At 50.2% G+C, this 14,057-nt stretch carries 30 protein-coding genes; 1 reads left to right on the forward strand and 29 read right to left on the reverse strand.

Annotated elements, in window-relative coordinates; translation table 11 throughout:
• Nucleotides 1-6: 6 nt before the first annotated feature.
• The 26 genes from rpsD to rpsJ all read right to left on the reverse strand — a co-directional run bounded on the left by rpsD (nucleotide 7) and on the right by rpsJ (nucleotide 12,223).
• Nucleotides 7-627 carry a 30S ribosomal protein S4 gene (rpsD, locus tag ACFX4U_RS23735; RefSeq protein ID WP_003031138.1) on the reverse strand — a complete coding sequence of 207 codons (621 nt, stop codon included), beginning with the start codon at nucleotides 625-627 and terminating at the stop codon, nucleotides 7-9.
• A gap of 34 nt (nucleotides 628-661) precedes the next feature.
• Nucleotides 662-1,051 (reverse strand): 30S ribosomal protein S11, encoded by a 390-nt coding sequence (rpsK, locus tag ACFX4U_RS23740; RefSeq protein ID WP_002919257.1) that lies wholly within the window; start codon nucleotides 1,049-1,051, stop codon nucleotides 662-664.
• Between the two features lie 16 nt (nucleotides 1,052-1,067).
• Entirely contained in the window at nucleotides 1,068-1,424 is a 357-nt protein-coding gene (gene rpsM, locus ACFX4U_RS23745) for a 30S ribosomal protein S13 (RefSeq protein WP_007369824.1), read from the reverse strand.
• A gap of 146 nt (nucleotides 1,425-1,570) precedes the next feature.
• Nucleotides 1,571-1,687: a 50S ribosomal protein L36 gene (rpmJ, locus tag ACFX4U_RS23750; RefSeq protein WP_000868187.1), complete on the reverse strand. Its 117-nt coding sequence runs from the start codon at nucleotides 1,685-1,687 to the stop codon at nucleotides 1,571-1,573.
• Nucleotides 1,688-1,717: 30 nt separating this feature from the next.
• Entirely contained in the window at nucleotides 1,718-3,049 is a 1,332-nt protein-coding gene (gene secY, locus ACFX4U_RS23755; RefSeq protein WP_007369823.1) for a preprotein translocase subunit SecY, read from the reverse strand.
• A gap of 7 nt (nucleotides 3,050-3,056) precedes the next feature.
• Nucleotides 3,057-3,491: a 50S ribosomal protein L15 gene (gene rplO, locus ACFX4U_RS23760; RefSeq protein ID WP_007369822.1), complete on the reverse strand. Its 435-nt coding sequence runs from the start codon at nucleotides 3,489-3,491 to the stop codon at nucleotides 3,057-3,059.
• Nucleotides 3,492-3,494: 3 nt separating this feature from the next.
• The gene (rpmD, locus tag ACFX4U_RS23765; RefSeq protein WP_001140434.1) at nucleotides 3,495-3,674 is read right to left on the reverse strand and encodes a 50S ribosomal protein L30; all 180 of its coding nucleotides are present in this window, start codon (nucleotides 3,672-3,674) and stop codon (nucleotides 3,495-3,497) included.
• A gap of 6 nt (nucleotides 3,675-3,680) precedes the next feature.
• Nucleotides 3,681-4,181 carry a 30S ribosomal protein S5 gene (gene rpsE, locus ACFX4U_RS23770; protein WP_007369821.1) on the reverse strand — a complete coding sequence of 167 codons (501 nt, stop codon included), beginning with the start codon at nucleotides 4,179-4,181 and terminating at the stop codon, nucleotides 3,681-3,683.
• A 14-nt stretch (nucleotides 4,182-4,195) separates the two neighbouring features.
• Nucleotides 4,196-4,549 carry a 50S ribosomal protein L18 gene (rplR, locus tag ACFX4U_RS23775; protein WP_017460073.1) on the reverse strand — a complete coding sequence of 118 codons (354 nt, stop codon included), beginning with the start codon at nucleotides 4,547-4,549 and terminating at the stop codon, nucleotides 4,196-4,198.
• Nucleotides 4,550-4,558: 9 nt separating this feature from the next.
• Nucleotides 4,559-5,092, reverse strand: a complete 534-nt coding sequence (rplF, locus tag ACFX4U_RS23780) for a 50S ribosomal protein L6 (protein ID WP_017460072.1) — start codon at nucleotides 5,090-5,092, stop codon at nucleotides 4,559-4,561.
• 12 nt (nucleotides 5,093-5,104) lie between these two features.
• Nucleotides 5,105-5,497 carry a 30S ribosomal protein S8 gene (rpsH, locus tag ACFX4U_RS23785; protein ID WP_017460071.1) on the reverse strand — a complete coding sequence of 131 codons (393 nt, stop codon included), beginning with the start codon at nucleotides 5,495-5,497 and terminating at the stop codon, nucleotides 5,105-5,107.
• Between the two features lie 33 nt (nucleotides 5,498-5,530).
• Nucleotides 5,531-5,836, reverse strand: a complete 306-nt coding sequence (gene rpsN / locus ACFX4U_RS23790) for a 30S ribosomal protein S14 (RefSeq protein WP_007369817.1) — start codon at nucleotides 5,834-5,836, stop codon at nucleotides 5,531-5,533.
• Nucleotides 5,837-5,850: 14 nt separating this feature from the next.
• Nucleotides 5,851-6,390 (reverse strand): 50S ribosomal protein L5, encoded by a 540-nt coding sequence (gene rplE, locus ACFX4U_RS23795; protein WP_024551596.1) that lies wholly within the window; start codon nucleotides 6,388-6,390, stop codon nucleotides 5,851-5,853.
• A 14-nt stretch (nucleotides 6,391-6,404) separates the two neighbouring features.
• On the reverse strand, nucleotides 6,405-6,719 hold the full coding sequence (gene rplX / locus ACFX4U_RS23800; RefSeq protein WP_016538464.1) for a 50S ribosomal protein L24: 315 nt from the start codon (nucleotides 6,717-6,719) through the stop codon (nucleotides 6,405-6,407).
• Nucleotides 6,720-6,729: 10 nt separating this feature from the next.
• Nucleotides 6,730-7,101 (reverse strand): 50S ribosomal protein L14, encoded by a 372-nt coding sequence (rplN, locus tag ACFX4U_RS23805; protein WP_000613954.1) that lies wholly within the window; start codon nucleotides 7,099-7,101, stop codon nucleotides 6,730-6,732.
• Between the two features lie 165 nt (nucleotides 7,102-7,266).
• Nucleotides 7,267-7,521: a 30S ribosomal protein S17 gene (gene rpsQ, locus ACFX4U_RS23810; RefSeq protein WP_017460070.1), complete on the reverse strand. Its 255-nt coding sequence runs from the start codon at nucleotides 7,519-7,521 to the stop codon at nucleotides 7,267-7,269.
• Nucleotides 7,521-7,712 (reverse strand): 50S ribosomal protein L29, encoded by a 192-nt coding sequence (gene rpmC, locus ACFX4U_RS23815; protein ID WP_004388609.1) that lies wholly within the window; start codon nucleotides 7,710-7,712, stop codon nucleotides 7,521-7,523. Before rpmC ends, rpsQ begins: the two co-directional genes overlap by 1 nt.
• Nucleotides 7,712-8,122: a 50S ribosomal protein L16 gene (gene rplP / locus ACFX4U_RS23820; protein ID WP_007369814.1), complete on the reverse strand. Its 411-nt coding sequence runs from the start codon at nucleotides 8,120-8,122 to the stop codon at nucleotides 7,712-7,714. Before rplP ends, rpmC begins: the two co-directional genes overlap by 1 nt.
• Before the next feature lie 12 nt (nucleotides 8,123-8,134).
• Nucleotides 8,135-8,836, reverse strand: a complete 702-nt coding sequence (rpsC, locus tag ACFX4U_RS23825) for a 30S ribosomal protein S3 (protein ID WP_000529945.1) — start codon at nucleotides 8,834-8,836, stop codon at nucleotides 8,135-8,137.
• 17 nt (nucleotides 8,837-8,853) lie between these two features.
• Nucleotides 8,854-9,186: a 50S ribosomal protein L22 gene (gene rplV, locus ACFX4U_RS23830; RefSeq protein WP_002919773.1), complete on the reverse strand. Its 333-nt coding sequence runs from the start codon at nucleotides 9,184-9,186 to the stop codon at nucleotides 8,854-8,856.
• Between the two features lie 14 nt (nucleotides 9,187-9,200).
• Nucleotides 9,201-9,479, reverse strand: coding sequence for a 30S ribosomal protein S19 (rpsS, locus tag ACFX4U_RS23835; protein ID WP_001138115.1), 279 nt, complete (start codon nucleotides 9,477-9,479; stop codon nucleotides 9,201-9,203).
• 16 nt (nucleotides 9,480-9,495) lie between these two features.
• Nucleotides 9,496-10,317, reverse strand: a complete 822-nt coding sequence (rplB, locus tag ACFX4U_RS23840; protein ID WP_007369812.1) for a 50S ribosomal protein L2 — start codon at nucleotides 10,315-10,317, stop codon at nucleotides 9,496-9,498.
• A gap of 17 nt (nucleotides 10,318-10,334) precedes the next feature.
• The gene (gene rplW / locus ACFX4U_RS23845) at nucleotides 10,335-10,637 is read right to left on the reverse strand and encodes a 50S ribosomal protein L23 (RefSeq protein WP_000617546.1); all 303 of its coding nucleotides are present in this window, start codon (nucleotides 10,635-10,637) and stop codon (nucleotides 10,335-10,337) included.
• On the reverse strand, nucleotides 10,634-11,239 hold the full coding sequence (rplD, locus tag ACFX4U_RS23850; RefSeq protein ID WP_007369811.1) for a 50S ribosomal protein L4: 606 nt from the start codon (nucleotides 11,237-11,239) through the stop codon (nucleotides 10,634-10,636). Before rplD ends, rplW begins: the two co-directional genes overlap by 4 nt.
• Before the next feature lie 10 nt (nucleotides 11,240-11,249).
• On the reverse strand, nucleotides 11,250-11,879 hold the full coding sequence (rplC, locus tag ACFX4U_RS23855) for a 50S ribosomal protein L3 (protein WP_017460069.1): 630 nt from the start codon (nucleotides 11,877-11,879) through the stop codon (nucleotides 11,250-11,252).
• A 32-nt stretch (nucleotides 11,880-11,911) separates the two neighbouring features.
• A complete protein-coding gene (gene rpsJ, locus ACFX4U_RS23860) occupies nucleotides 11,912-12,223 on the reverse strand; it encodes a 30S ribosomal protein S10 (protein ID WP_001181005.1) in 312 nt (103 codons plus the stop codon).
• A gap of 378 nt (nucleotides 12,224-12,601) precedes the next feature.
• Here rpsJ and ACFX4U_RS23865 point away from each other — a divergent pair, with 378 nt between their 5' ends.
• Nucleotides 12,602-13,069: an A24 family peptidase gene (locus tag ACFX4U_RS23865; RefSeq protein WP_349350645.1), complete on the forward strand. Its 468-nt coding sequence runs from the start codon at nucleotides 12,602-12,604 to the stop codon at nucleotides 13,067-13,069.
• Here ACFX4U_RS23865 and bfr read toward each other — a convergent pair.
• The 3 genes from bfr to ACFX4U_RS23880 form a co-directional block, all read right to left on the reverse strand.
• Nucleotides 13,053-13,529 carry a bacterioferritin gene (gene bfr, locus ACFX4U_RS23870; RefSeq protein WP_349350396.1) on the reverse strand — a complete coding sequence of 159 codons (477 nt, stop codon included), beginning with the start codon at nucleotides 13,527-13,529 and terminating at the stop codon, nucleotides 13,053-13,055. The genes ACFX4U_RS23865 and bfr overlap by 17 nt on opposite strands.
• A 72-nt stretch (nucleotides 13,530-13,601) precedes the next feature.
• Nucleotides 13,602-13,796: a bacterioferritin-associated ferredoxin gene (gene bfd / locus ACFX4U_RS23875; RefSeq protein ID WP_017460066.1), complete on the reverse strand. Its 195-nt coding sequence runs from the start codon at nucleotides 13,794-13,796 to the stop codon at nucleotides 13,602-13,604.
• 177 nt (nucleotides 13,797-13,973) lie between these two features.
• On the reverse strand, nucleotides 13,974-14,057 hold an 84-nt coding region (locus ACFX4U_RS23880; protein ID WP_000740161.1), incomplete at its 5' end, for a hypothetical protein.

Below are 14,057 nucleotides of genomic sequence, written 5' to 3' on the forward strand. Positions count from 1 at the left end.
TAAGCTTTACTTGGAGTAAAGCTCGACGATCAGGTGTTCGTTAATGTCCGCAGACAGATCAGAACGCTCCGGCTTACGCTTGAACGTGCCTTCCATCTTGCCAGCATCAACTTCCAGCCAGGTTGGCTTTTCACGCTGCTCAGCCAGCTCCAGAGCGGCTTTCACGCGAGACTGCTTTTTCGCTTTCTCACGAATGCTAACAACGTCATTCGGACTAACCTGATAAGAAGCGATGTTAACAACACGACCGTTTACCATGATTGCTTTGTGGCTAACCAGCTGGCGTGCTTCAGCACGAGTGGCGCCAAAGCCCATACGGTATACAACGTTGTCCAGACGACCTTCCAGCAGACCCAACAGGTTTTCACCGGTGTTGCCTTTCAGACGTGCTGCTTCTTTGTAGTAGTTACGGAACTGACGCTCCAGCACACCGTAAATACGGCGAACTTTTTGCTTTTCACGCAACTGCACACCATAGTCAGACAGACGCGGTTTACGCGCACCGTGCTGGCCAGGAGCTTGTTCAATTTTACACTTGGTATCGATCGCGCGAACGCCAGACTTAAGGAACAGGTCTGTGCCCTCACGACGGCTCAGCTTGAGCTTAGGACCCAAATATCTTGCCATTTTCTTTCTCCAACAATCCTAGAAAACGAGCGCGTTATACGCGACGTTTTTTCGGCGGACGACAACCGTTGTGAGGGATCGGAGTCACATCAGTAATATTAGTGATGCGGAAACCAGCGGCGTTCAGAGCACGAATAGTAGATTCGCGGCCCGGACCCGGTCCCTTAACCATAACTTCCAGATTCTTGATACCGTATTCTTTTACGGCTTCAGCGCAACGCTCTGCTGCAACCTGAGCTGCAAACGGAGTGGATTTGCGAGAACCACGGAAACCGGAACCACCGGCTGTTGCCCAACCCAGCGCGTTACCCTGACGATCAGTAATAGTAACGATGGTGTTGTTGAAAGAAGCATGGATATGAGCCACGCCGTCAGAGACTTGTTTTCTTACACGTTTACGTGCACGAATTGGTGCCTTTGCCATTATTCAATCACCCCGATTATTTCTTGATCGGTTTGCGCGGACCCTTACGGGTACGTGCGTTGGTCTTGGTACGCTGACCGCGAACCGGGAGACCACGACGATGACGCAAACCGCGATAGCAACCAAGATCCATCAGGCGCTTGATGCTCATGCTAATTTCACGGCGCAGATCACCTTCAACGACAAATTTGGCAACTTCGTCACGCAGCGTGTCGATTTGTTCTTCAGACAGCTCACTGATCTTAACATTTTCAGCGATGCCCGCAGCAGCCAGAATGGCTTGAGAGCGGGTTTTACCGACGCCATAGATCGAAGTTAATGCGATCACAGCATGTTTCTGATCAGGAATGTTAATGCCTGCTATACGGGCCACTATGCACTCCTATAATTTTACTTGCACGCACCATGCTGAAAAGCCCGTTTTCAGGATACTCAAATGGAAACGTACAGACATACAAAAGATTGGCTGGCTAATCTAGCCAGCTCAACCCAACTTTGCAAGAAAAATATGCGAAATAATCAGCCTTGGCGCTGTTTATGCTTCGGCTCGGCACTGCAAATCACGCGGATGACGCCATCACGCTTAACGATTTTGCAGTTACGGCATAATTTCTTGACGGAAGCACGAACTTTCATTTTTACTCTCCGTAACTTCTCGGGCGACCATTAACGGCCATAGCCTTTCAGGTTCGCCTTCTTCAATGCAGACTCATACTGACTGGACATCATCAGAGTTTGCACTTGAGCCATAAAGTCCATAATCACGACAACAACGATAAGCAGTGACGTCCCACCAAAGTAGAACGGTACCTTCATCGCATCACGCATGAACTCCGGGATCAGGCAGATAAAAGTAATATAAAGCGCACCGACCAAAGTCAGGCGGGTCATTACTTTATCGATATACTTCGCCGTTTGCTCTCCCGGACGAATTCCTGGTACAAATGCACCGGACTTCTTCAGGTTATCTGCTGTTTCTCGCGGGTTGAAAACCAACGCCGTATAGAAGAAACAGAAGAAGATGATTGCAGACGCATAGAGTAACACATAAAGCGGTTGCCCAGGCTGCAAATACAGCGAAATTGTTGTCAGCCAGTTCCAACCAGTACCGCCCCCGAACCATGACGCAATGGTTGCAGGGAACAGAATAATACTGGAAGCGAAGATTGCCGGGATTACCCCCGCCATATTCACTTTCAGCGGTAAATGTGTGCTCTGAGCAGCATAGACACGACGACCTTGCTGACGTTTTGCATAGTTCACCACGATGCGGCGTTGACCACGTTCAACGAAAACAACAAAGAACGTCACTGCGAATACTAATACTGCAACCAACAGCAACAGGAGGAAGTGCAGGTCGCCTTGACGCGCTTGCTCGATAGTATGGGCAATGGCTGGCGGAAGACCCGCCACGATGCCGGCAAAGATAATGATCGAGATACCGTTGCCGATACCGCGTTCAGTAATCTGTTCACCGAGCCACATCAGGAACATAGTTCCTGTAACCAGACTCACAACAGCGGTGAAGTAGAATGCAAAGCCTGGGTTCATAACCAGACCTTGCATACCAGGCATATTCGGTAAACCGGTAGCAATACCGATCGACTGGAATATCGCCAACACCAGAGTGCCGTAACGGGTGTACTGGCTGATCTTGCGACGGCCAGACTCCCCTTCTTTCTTCAGCTCTGCCAGGGCCGGATGAACGACCGTTAACAGCTGGATAATAATCGATGCCGAAATATACGGCATGATACCCAATGCAAAGATAGAAGCACGACTAAGAGCACCACCAGAGAACATGTTAAACATCTCAATGATGGTGCCACGCTGTTGCTCAAGCAGTTTGGCAAGTACAGCGGCATCAATACCAGGGATCGGAATAAAAGAGCCAATACGGAAAACAATCAACGCACCGATAACAAACAGCAGTCTGCGTTTCAGTTCGCCAATTCCACCCTTGGCACTTTGAAAATCTAATCCCGGTTGTTTAGCCATCTGCTACTTATTCCTCAATTTTACCGCCAGCAGCTTCGATAGCAGCACGAGCGCCTTTCGTCACACGCAGGCCACGAACAGTTACCGGACGAGCTACTTCACCAGCCAGGATCACTTTCGCGAACTCGATCTGGATGCCGATAATGTTAGCCGCTTTAAGCGTGTTCAGGTCAACTACGTCGCCTTCTACTTTAGCCAGATCGGACAGACGAATCTCTGCCGTGATCATTGCTTTGCGAGAAGTGAAACCGAATTTCGGCAGACGACGATACAGTGGCATCTGACCACCCTCGAAACCGCGACGTACGCCACCGCCAGAACGAGATTTCTGACCTTTGTGACCACGACCACCGGTTTTACCGAGGCCAGAACCGATACCACGACCCAGGCGTTTACCCGCCTTTTTGGAGCCTTCGGCCGGAGACAGAGTATTTAAACGCATCTCTTACTCCTCAACTTTAACCATGAAGGAAACCGCGTTGACCATACCGCGAACCGCAGGAGTATCCTCACGTTCAACAGTATGACCAATACGACGCAGACCCAGGCCAAGCAGCGTTGCCTTGTGTTTCGGCAGACGACCGATTGCACTGCGGGTTTGAGTGATTTTAATAGTCTTTGCCATGGTCAATTACCCCAGAATTTCTTCAACGGATTTACCACGCTTGGCAGCGACCATTTCCGGGGATTTCATATTTTCCAGACCATCAATAGTTGCACGAACCACGTTAATCGGGTTGGTGGAACCATATGCTTTAGCCAGAACGTTATGAACCCCAGCGACTTCCAGAACGGCGCGCATTGCACCACCGGCAATAATACCGGTACCTTCGGAAGCCGGCTGCATGAATACACGAGAACCCGTGTGAGTACCCTTAACCGGGTGCTGCAGGGTGCCGTGGTTCAGCGCGACGTTAATCATATTGCGACGGGCTTTTTCCATCGCTTTCTGGATCGCTGCCGGAACTTCGCGGGCCTTACCGTAACCAAAACCAACGCGACCGTTACCATCGCCAACAACAGTCAGAGCTGTGAAGGAGAAAATACGACCACCTTTAACGGTTTTAGATACGCGGTTTACCGCGATCAGCTTTTCCTGCAGTTCGCCAGCTTGTTTTTCGATGTGAGCCATCTTACACCTCTACCTTAGAACTGAAGGCCAGCTTCACGGGCAGCATCTGCCAGTGCCTGGACGCGACCATGATATTGGAACCCGGAACGGTCAAAGGAAACATCTTTGATGCCTTTTTCCAGAGCGCGTTCAGCTACAGCTTTACCCACAGCTGCGGCCGCGTCTTTGTTACCGGTGTACTTCAGTTGTTCAGAGATAGCTTTTTCTACAGTAGAAGCAGCTACCAGAACTTCAGAACCATTCGATGCGATTACCTGGGCGTAGATATGACGCGGGGTACGATGTACCACCAGGCGAGTCGCACCAAGCTCTTTGAGCTTGCGGCGTGCGCGGGTCGCACGACGGATACGAGCAGATTTCTTATCCATAGTGTTACCTTACTTCTTCTTAGCCTCTTTGGTACGCACGACTTCGTCGGCGTAACGAACACCCTTGCCTTTGTAAGGCTCAGGACGACGGTAGGCGCGCAGATCTGCTGCAACCTGGCCAATCACCTGCTTATCCGCGCCTTTCAGCACGATTTCAGTCTGTGACGGACATTCTGCAGTGATACCGGCCGGCAGCTGATGATCAACAGGATGAGAGAAACCCAGAGCCAGGTTTACTACATTCCCTTTGACCGCTGCGCGGTAACCTACACCAACCAGCTGCAGCTTCTTAGTGAAGCCTTCGGTAACACCGATAACCATTGAGTTCAGCAGGGCACGCGCGGTACCAGCCTGAGCCCAACCGTCTGCGTAACCATCACGCGGACCGAAAGTCAGAGCATTGTCTGCTTGGTTAACTACAACAGCATCGTTGAGAGTACGAGTCAGCTCGCCGTTTTTACCTTTGATCGTGATAACCTGACCGTTGATTTTTACGTCAACGCCGGCAGGAATAACGACCGGTGCTTTAGCAACACGAGACATTTTTTCCTCCGATTAGGCTACGTAGCAGATAATTTCGCCACCAAGACCAGCCTGGCGCGCTGCACGATCAGTCATAACACCTTTAGAGGTAGAAACAACTGCGATACCCATACCACCCATAACTTTCGGCAGCTCATCTTTTTTCTTATAGATGCGCAGACCTGGGCGGCTGATACGCTGAATGCTTTCTACCACAGCTTTACCCTGGAAGTATTTAAGAGTCACTTCCAGTTCCGGCTTGGTGTCGCCTTCAATTTTGAAATCTTCAATAAAACCTTCTTCCTTCAGCACGTTGGCAATTGCCACTTTCAGCCTGGAGGAAGGCATGGTGACCGCAGCTTTGTTCGCGGCCTGACCGTTACGGATACGGGTCAGCATATCCGCGATCGGATCTTGCATGCTCATCTGTCTTTACTCCCGTGATTCAATTGGTGACAATTACCAGCTAGCCTTTTTCAGACCCGGGATTTCACCGCGCATAGCGGATTCACGGACCTTAATACGGCTCAACCCGAACTTCCGCAGGAAACCGTGCGGACGACCAGTTTGGCGGCAGCGGTTACGCTGACGAGACGGGCTGGAATCACGCGGCAGACTCTGCAGCTTGAGAACAGCGTTCCAACGATCTTCGTCGGAAGCGTTCACATCAGAAATGATCGCTTTCAGTTCAGCGCGTTTCGCGAAGTATTTTTCAGCTAAAGCTACGCGTTTAACTTCGCGTGCTTTCATCGATTGCTTAGCCATGAAGTAACCCTACCTTACTTGCGGAACGGGAAGTCAAAGGCAGCCAGCAGAGCACGGCCTTCTTCGTCAGATTTCGCAGTAGTGGTAATGGTAATATCCAAACCACGCACGCGGTCGACTTTATCGTAGTCGATTTCTGGGAAGATGATCTGCTCACGGACACCCATGCTGTAGTTACCACGACCGTCGAAAGACTTAGCGGACAAGCCACGGAAGTCACGGATACGCGGTACAGCAATAGTGATCAGGCGCTCAAAGAACTCCCACATGCGTTCGCCACGCAGAGTCACTTTACAGCCGATCGGATAGCCCTGACGGATTTTGAAGCCCGCAACAGATTTGCGCGCTTTGGTGATCAACGGTTTTTGACCGGAGATTGCTGCCAGGTCAGCTGCTGCGTTATCCAGCAGTTTCTTGTCAGCGATCGCTTCACCAACACCCATATTCAGGGTGATCTTCTCGACCCGAGGGACTTGCATGACAGAATTGTAGTTAAACTCAGTCATGAGTTTGCTAACTACTTCGTCTTTGTAGTAATCATGCAGTTTCGCCATCGTACTACTCCAAATTACTTGATAGTTTCGCTATTAGACTTGAAGAAACGGACTTTTTTGCCGTCTTCGAATCTAAAGCCTACACGGTCAGCCTTGCCGGTTGCCGCATTGAAGAGCGCAACGTTAGAAACCTGAATTGCAGCTTCTTTTTCAACGATGCCACCCGGTTGGTTCAGGGCCGGAACCGGCTTCTGATGTTTCTTAACCAGGTTGATACCCTCAACAATGATCTTGCCGGAAGACAGAACATTTTTTACTTTACCGCGTTTACCTTTATCTTTACCGGTTAACACGATAACTTCGTCATCACGACGGATTTTCGCTGCCATGATTCGCTCCTTAGAGTACTTCTGGTGCCAGAGAGATAATTTTCATGAACTTCTCGTTACGAAGTTCACGAGTTACCGGCCCAAAAATACGCGTACCGATAGGCTGCTCGCTGTTATTGTTCAAAATAACGCATGCATTACCATCGAAGCGAATGACAGAACCGTCCGGGCGACGAACACCCTTCTTGGTGCGCACCACTACCGCCTTCAGCACATCACCTTTTTTGACCTTACCACGCGGAATTGCTTCTTTGATGGTGATCTTGATGATGTCGCCTACGCCTGCGTAGCGACGGTGCGAGCCACCCAGAACCTTGATACACATTACGCGACGTGCACCGGAGTTGTCGGCGACGTTCAGCATAGTCTGTTCTTGGATCATTTTAGTGCTCCGCTAATGTCAACTACTACTGAAGACCCTAAAATCAGGGTCGATAAAAAGCCCCATATCGGGGGCGCAGCATTATAACACCGCTTCCTTGATATGGGTAGAAAAAATAAACGGCCCATCGCTGAGCCGTTTATTCGTTTGAGAACGCGTACTCTATTACAGAATCGCTTTCTCTACAACGCGAACCAGCGTCCAGGACTTAGTCTTGGACAGCGGACGGCATTCGCGGATTTCAACCACGTCGCCAGTGCCGCATTCGTTGTTCTCGTCATGTACGTGCAGTTTAGTCGTACGTTTGATGAATTTACCGTAGATCGGGTGTTTCACGAAACGTTCGATAGCTACAACAATGGATTTCTCCATTTTGTCGCTAACAACACGACCTTGCAGAGTACGGATTTTATCGGTCATTACGCACCCGCCTTCTCAGTCAGTAAAGTCTTAACGCGTGCGACATCACGACGCACTTGCTTCAACAGGTGAGTCTGTTGCAGCTGGCCACTTGCAGCCTGCATACGCAGGTTGAACTGCTCGCGCAGCAGGTTAAGCAGCTCGGTGTTCAGCTCTTCAACGCTCTTTTCACGCAGCTCTTTTGCTTTCATTACATCACCGTCTTAGTTACAAAGGTGGTTTTAATCGGCAGTTTTGCTGCTGCCAGCTCGAAGGCTTCACGGGCCAGCTCTTCCGGAACACCGTCCATTTCGTACAGGACTTTACCCGGCTGAATCAAGGCAACCCAATACTCTACGTTACCTTTACCTTTACCCATACGAACTTCCAGCGGCTTCTCGGTGATCGGTTTGTCCGGGAATACACGGATCCAGATCTTACCCTGACGCTTAACAGCACGAGTCATAGCACGACGTGCTGCTTCGATCTGACGAGCGGTCAGACGACCACGGCCAACAGCTTTCAGACCGTAAGTGCCGAAGCTCACATCCGTGCCCTGCGCGAGACCACGGTTGCGGCCTTTGTGCACTTTACGGAATTTTGTACGCTTTGGTTGTAACATCAGCGACGCTCCTTATTTACGGCCTTTACGCTGCTGCTTTTTAGGTTGAGCAGCCGGTTTTTCCGGTTGTTCAACTGCAGCCATACCACCAAGGATCTCGCCTTTGAAGATCCACACTTTTACGCCGATTACACCGTAAGTGGTGTGCGCTTCGGAGGTGTTGTAGTCGATGTCAGCACGCAGAGTGTGCAGCGGAACGCGACCTTCACGATACCATTCGGTACGTGCAATTTCCGCGCCGCCCAGACGGCCGCTAACTTCAACTTTGATACCTTTAGCGCCCAGACGCATTGCGTTCTGTACAGCACGCTTCATAGCACGACGGAACATAACACGACGTTCCAGCTGAGAAGTGATGCTGTCAGCAACCAGTTTTGCGTCCAGTTCAGGTTTACGAACTTCGGCGATATTGATCTGAGCAGGAACGCCAGCGATATCCGCTACGACCTTGCGCAGTTTCTCAACGTCTTCACCTTTTTTACCGATAACGATACCCGGGCGAGCAGTGTGAATGGTTACACGGATGCTCTTAGCCGGACGCTCGATAACGATACGAGATACAGACGCTTTAGCCAGTTCCTTAGTCAGGTACTGACGTACTTTAAAATCGCTGTCCAGGTTGTCAGCGAATTCTTTGGTGTTCGCAAACCAGGTTGAGTTCCATGGTTTTACAATACCCAGGCGAATACCATTAGGATGTACTTTCTGACCCATTGCTAGTCTCCAGAGTCTCAGCGATCGGACACAACCACAGTGATGTGGCTGGTGCGCTTCAGGATGCGATCTGCACGACCTTTTGCACGCGGCATAATGCGCTTCATGCTCGGGCCTTCGTCTACGAAAATTTTCGCAACTTTCAGATCGTCAATGTCAGCGCCATCGTTGTGTTCAGCGTTAGCAATGGCAGATTCCAGAACTTTCTTGACCAGTACAGCCGCTTTCTTATTGGTGTAGGTCAGAATATCCAGGGCCTGCGACACTTTCTTACCGCGAATCAGGTCAGCAACAAGGCGAACCTTCTGAGCAGAAGAACGAGCATGGCGATGTTGAGCTAAAGTTTCCATCTCTTCCTCCTACCTTATTTCTTCTTCGCTTTTTTATCAGCAGCGTGGCCGCGATAAGTACGAGTCGGTGCGAATTCACCCAGTTTGTGACCGACCATTTCGTCGGAAACAAATACCGGAACGTGCTGACGACCATTATGGACAGCGATGGTCAAACCGATCATGTTAGGAAAGATCGTTGAACGACGGGACCAAGTGCGCAGGGGCTTCTTGTCTCCGCTTTCCACCGCTTTCTCTACCTTCTTCAGCAAGTGCAGGTCAATAAAAGGACCTTTCTTGAGAGAACGTGGCATGGCTTATCCTCTAAAATTATTTGCTACGGCGACGTACGATGAATTTATCAGTACGCTTGTTGCTGCGGGTCTTCTTACCTTTGGTCTGAACGCCCCACGGAGTTACCGGGTGCTTACCAAAGTTACGACCTTCACCACCACCATGTGGGTGGTCGACTGGGTTCATCGCAGTACCGCGAACGGTAGGACGAACACCACGCCAGCGTGCAGCACCTGCTTTACCCAGAACGCGCAGCATATGCTCAGCATTGCCAACTTCGCCCAGAGTCGCGCGGCATTCTGCTTCGACTTTACGCATTTCACCAGAACGCAGACGCAGGGTGACGTAAGCACCATCACGAGCAACGATCTGAACGTAAGTACCAGCGGAACGAGCCAGCTGACCGCCTTTACCTGGTTTCATTTCTACGTTATGAACGGTAGAACCAACCGGGATATTGCGCATCGGCAGGGTGTTACCTGCTTTGATTGCAGCATCAACGCCAGACTGAATCTGGTCGCCAGCTTTCAGGCCTTTAGGGGCCAGGATGTAACGGCGTTCGCCATCTTTGTACAGAACCAGCGCGATGTTCGCGGAACGGTTCGGATCGTACTCAAGACGCTCAACAACTGCCGGGATACCATCTTTGTTGCGTTTGAAGTCAACAATACGGTAAGCCTGCTTGTGGCCACCACCGATATGACGAGTGGTGATACGGCCATTGTTGTTACGACCACCGGATTTGCTGTTTTTTTCCAGCAACGGAGCAAAAGGTTTGCCCTTGTGCAGCTCAGGGTTAACCACTTTAACAACGTGGCGACGACCCGGAGATGTCGGTTTACATTTAACAACTGCCATTGTATTACTCCTCCGACTTACTCAGCGCCGCCAACGAAGTCCAGATTCTGGCCTTCTTTCAGGGTGACGTAAGCTTTTTTCCAGTCGCTACGACGACCGATACGCTGTCCGTGACGTTTAACTTTCCCTTTAACTACCAGGGTGTTAACGACTTCGACTTCGACTTCAAACAGTTTCTGCACAGCAGCTTTGATTTCTGCTTTGGTCGCGTCTTTAGCAACTTTGAGAACGATGGTGTTTGTTTTTTCCATCGCAGTAGACGCTTTTTCAGAAACGTGCGGTGCGCGCAGCACCTTCAGCAGACGTTCTTCACGAATCATGCCAGCATCTCCTCAACTTGCTTAACAGCATCAGCAGTCATTACGACTTTGTCGAAGGCGATCAGGCTAACCGGGTCGATACCAGTCGCGTCGCGAACATCAACCTTGTGCAGGTTGCGCGCGGCCAGGAACAGGTTCTCGTCCAGCTCACCAGTGATGATCAGCACATCTTCCAGAGCCATGTCTTTCAGTTTCTGAGCCAGCAGCTTGGTTTTCGGTGCTTCTACAGAGAACTGCTCGACAACGATCAGACGATCCTGACGTACCAGTTCGGACAGGATGCTTTTCAGCGCGCCGCGGTACATCTTTTTGTTAACTTTTTGACTGTGGTCCTGCGGACGCGCAGCGAAGGTCACGCCACCAGAACGCCAGATCGGGCTCTTAATAGAACCAGAACGAGCACGGCCGGTGCCTTTCTGGCGCCACGGTTTTTTACCGGAACCAGTTACTTCAGCACGGGTCTTCTGAGCACGAGTACCCTGACGAGCACCAGCTGCGTAAGCAACGACAACCTGGTGTACCAGCGCTTCGTTGAAGTCACGACCGAAGGTAGTTTCGGAAACAGTCAGCGCGCTCTGCGCGTCTTTCAATACTAATTCCATTGCTATCTCCTCACGCCTTCACAGCTGGTTTAACGATCAGGTCGCTACCGGTTGCACCCGGGACAGCACCTTTAACCAGCAGCAGGTTGCGCTCAGCGTCAACACGTACTACGTCCAGGCTCTGAACGGTTACGCGCTCATTACCCAGCTGACCTGCCATTTTCTTGCCCTTGAACACTTTGCCCGGAGTCTGGTTCTGACCGATAGAACCCGGAACGCGGTGAGACAGGGAGTTACCGTGGGTAGCGTCCTGGGTACGGAAGTTCCAGCGCTTAACGGTACCTGCGAAACCTTTACCTTTAGAGGTGCCAGTTACGTCAACTTTTTTAACTTCAGCAAACAGCTCAACGCTAATGTCCTGACCTACGGTGAATTCTTCGCCGTCAGCAAGACGGAATTCCCACAGACCACGGCCAGCTTCAACGCCAGCTTTAGCGAAGTGACCCGCTTCCGGTTTGGTTACACGGTTAGCTTTTTTAGCACCGGTGGTAACCTGGATTGCGCGGTAGCCATCGTTAGCCAGGTCTTTAACCTGAGTAACGCGGTTTGCTTCAACTTCGATTACGGTTACTGGGATAGATACGCCATCTTCAGTGAAGATGCGGGTCATGCCCACTTTTTTACCGACTAAACCAATCATTGTTTCAACCTCTCAATCGCTCGATGACCTGATTAACCCAGGCTGATCTGCACGTCTACACCGGCAGCCAGGTCCAGACGCATCAGAGCATCAACGGTTTTCTCGGTTGGCTCAACGATGTCAACCAGACGCTTGTGAGTGCGGATTTCGTACTGATCACGCGCGTCTTTGTTAACGTGCGGGGAGATCAGAACGGTGAAGCGCTCTTTGCGGGTCGGCAGCGGGATCGGACCACGGACTTGCGCACCAGTGCGCTTAGCAGTCTCGACGATTTCCGCGGTTGATTGATCGATCAGACGATGATCAAACGCTTTAAGACGGATACGGATTCTTTGGTTCTGCATGAGACCAGAGCTCCAATTATTTATAGACGAAAATAATTACTCCTCACACCCATTACGATTGATGGGGGAGTGTAATCGTTCTTACGTAGCCCCCCGATTGGGGGCATTGTAACGGCCAAACAGCACCGTTGTGGTTCAGATTGAACCTGCCGTCATTTACGACAAGCCCGCGCATTATACGTAAATCTGAGCCAGACGCAAGTACAGTTTAGAAATTAAGCAGTGCTGCGCGCATGCTCGCAGTGTGAACGTAACAGCAACAATGCCGGTATCATTTCTCACGAGCAGCTACGCAACGTTAGAAGGAGTTAATTGGTTTTCACACCGCAATTTCGCATTCTGCATGCCACCCGTTACCGGCTTATCTGGCAGGACGCTATGTTTTTTCTCACTATTTATCTGTTACTCAATCTAATGCTTGTCTGGCACGACATCCATACCGGGTTGCTGCCAGATCGTTTAACCTGCCCTCTTCTCTGGGCGGGGCTAATTTGGCACTGCTTCGCAAATGCTGAATTATTGAAGCAGGCAGTTATCGGCGCGACGGCTGGTTACATTGGGTTTGCTGTTTTTTATTGGGGCTACAAAAAGTTGCGCGGTAAGGAAGGGCTTGGCTACGGCGATGTAAAATATCTTTCGGCTCTCGGGGCCTGGCATGGCTGGCAGAATTTACCTGGCCTGGTTTTTATAGCCGCCTTATTGGCCTGCGGTGTGGTAAGTATCAACGCACTCCGATTGCGAAGTTTACAGGCATTAAAAAACCCACTGCCTTTCGGGCCATTTCTGGCGGCAGCGGGTTTACTGACGGGATACCATTCTGTGATACCAACTACTCTTCCACTTTGATTTGCGACTGGAGATAGTTCTGAATACCAATTTTGCTTATCAGATCCAGCTCTGTTTCCAGCCAATCAATATGATGCTCTTCTTCGGAAAGTATCTTGATCATCATGTCGCGGCTAACGTAGTCATGGACGCTATCTGCATAAGCGATGGCTTCGCGCAAATCCTTCGCGCCTTCGAGCTCCAGTCGGAGATCCGATTGCAGCATCTCTTCAACGTCTTCACCAATCCCCAGTTTCCCCAAGTCCTGCAAATTAGGGATACCTTCAAGAAACAAAATACGCTCGATGTAGAGATCGGCGTGTTTCATTTCATCAATAGATTCATGGTATTCGACATCATTGAGGCGCGTCAGTCCCCAATTTTTGAACATTCTCGCATGGAGAAAGTATTGGTTTATTGCGACAAGCTCATTTCCCAATAATTTATTGAGATAATTTATGATTTTAACATCACCTTTCATTATTTAGTCCCTCCGCTTCCACTCATTGAAGCGTAGATGGGGCTACAAGGATGTCAAAAAAAAGATAAAAACTCAGGCAATCTCTTTGTATTCCGGCATCTGGGTAAGTTCGTCTTGCATGATCTCTCTTGCTGCACGAACACATTTACCACACTGATTTCCAACCGGAACAAACTTGCGGAGCTGCTGAAATGATTGAGGATGAAACTGGCGCACTGCCTGGCGAATTTTTTTATCACTCACACCATTACACAAACAAACGTACATGATCACTCCCGTTCAATTTCTGCGCAAAGTGTAAATGAGAATGGTTGCGATTACAATAGCACAACTGTAAAGCTGCTGACCCGGCCCGGAGCTTAATTTTGCATAAATATTTCGACCGTAAATAGCGAGCAGCAAAAAGGGCGCCGAAGCGCCCTTTTTCAATTCAAAGCTAATTAATTAGCTCAGAACTTTTGCTACAACGCCCGCGCCAACGGTACGGCCGCCTTCACGGATTGCGAAACGCAGACCATCGTCCATCGC

The organism is Kosakonia sp. YIM B13588 (assembly GCF_042788165.1).
Classification (GTDB): Bacteria; Pseudomonadota; Gammaproteobacteria; order Enterobacterales; family Enterobacteriaceae; genus Kosakonia; species Kosakonia sacchari.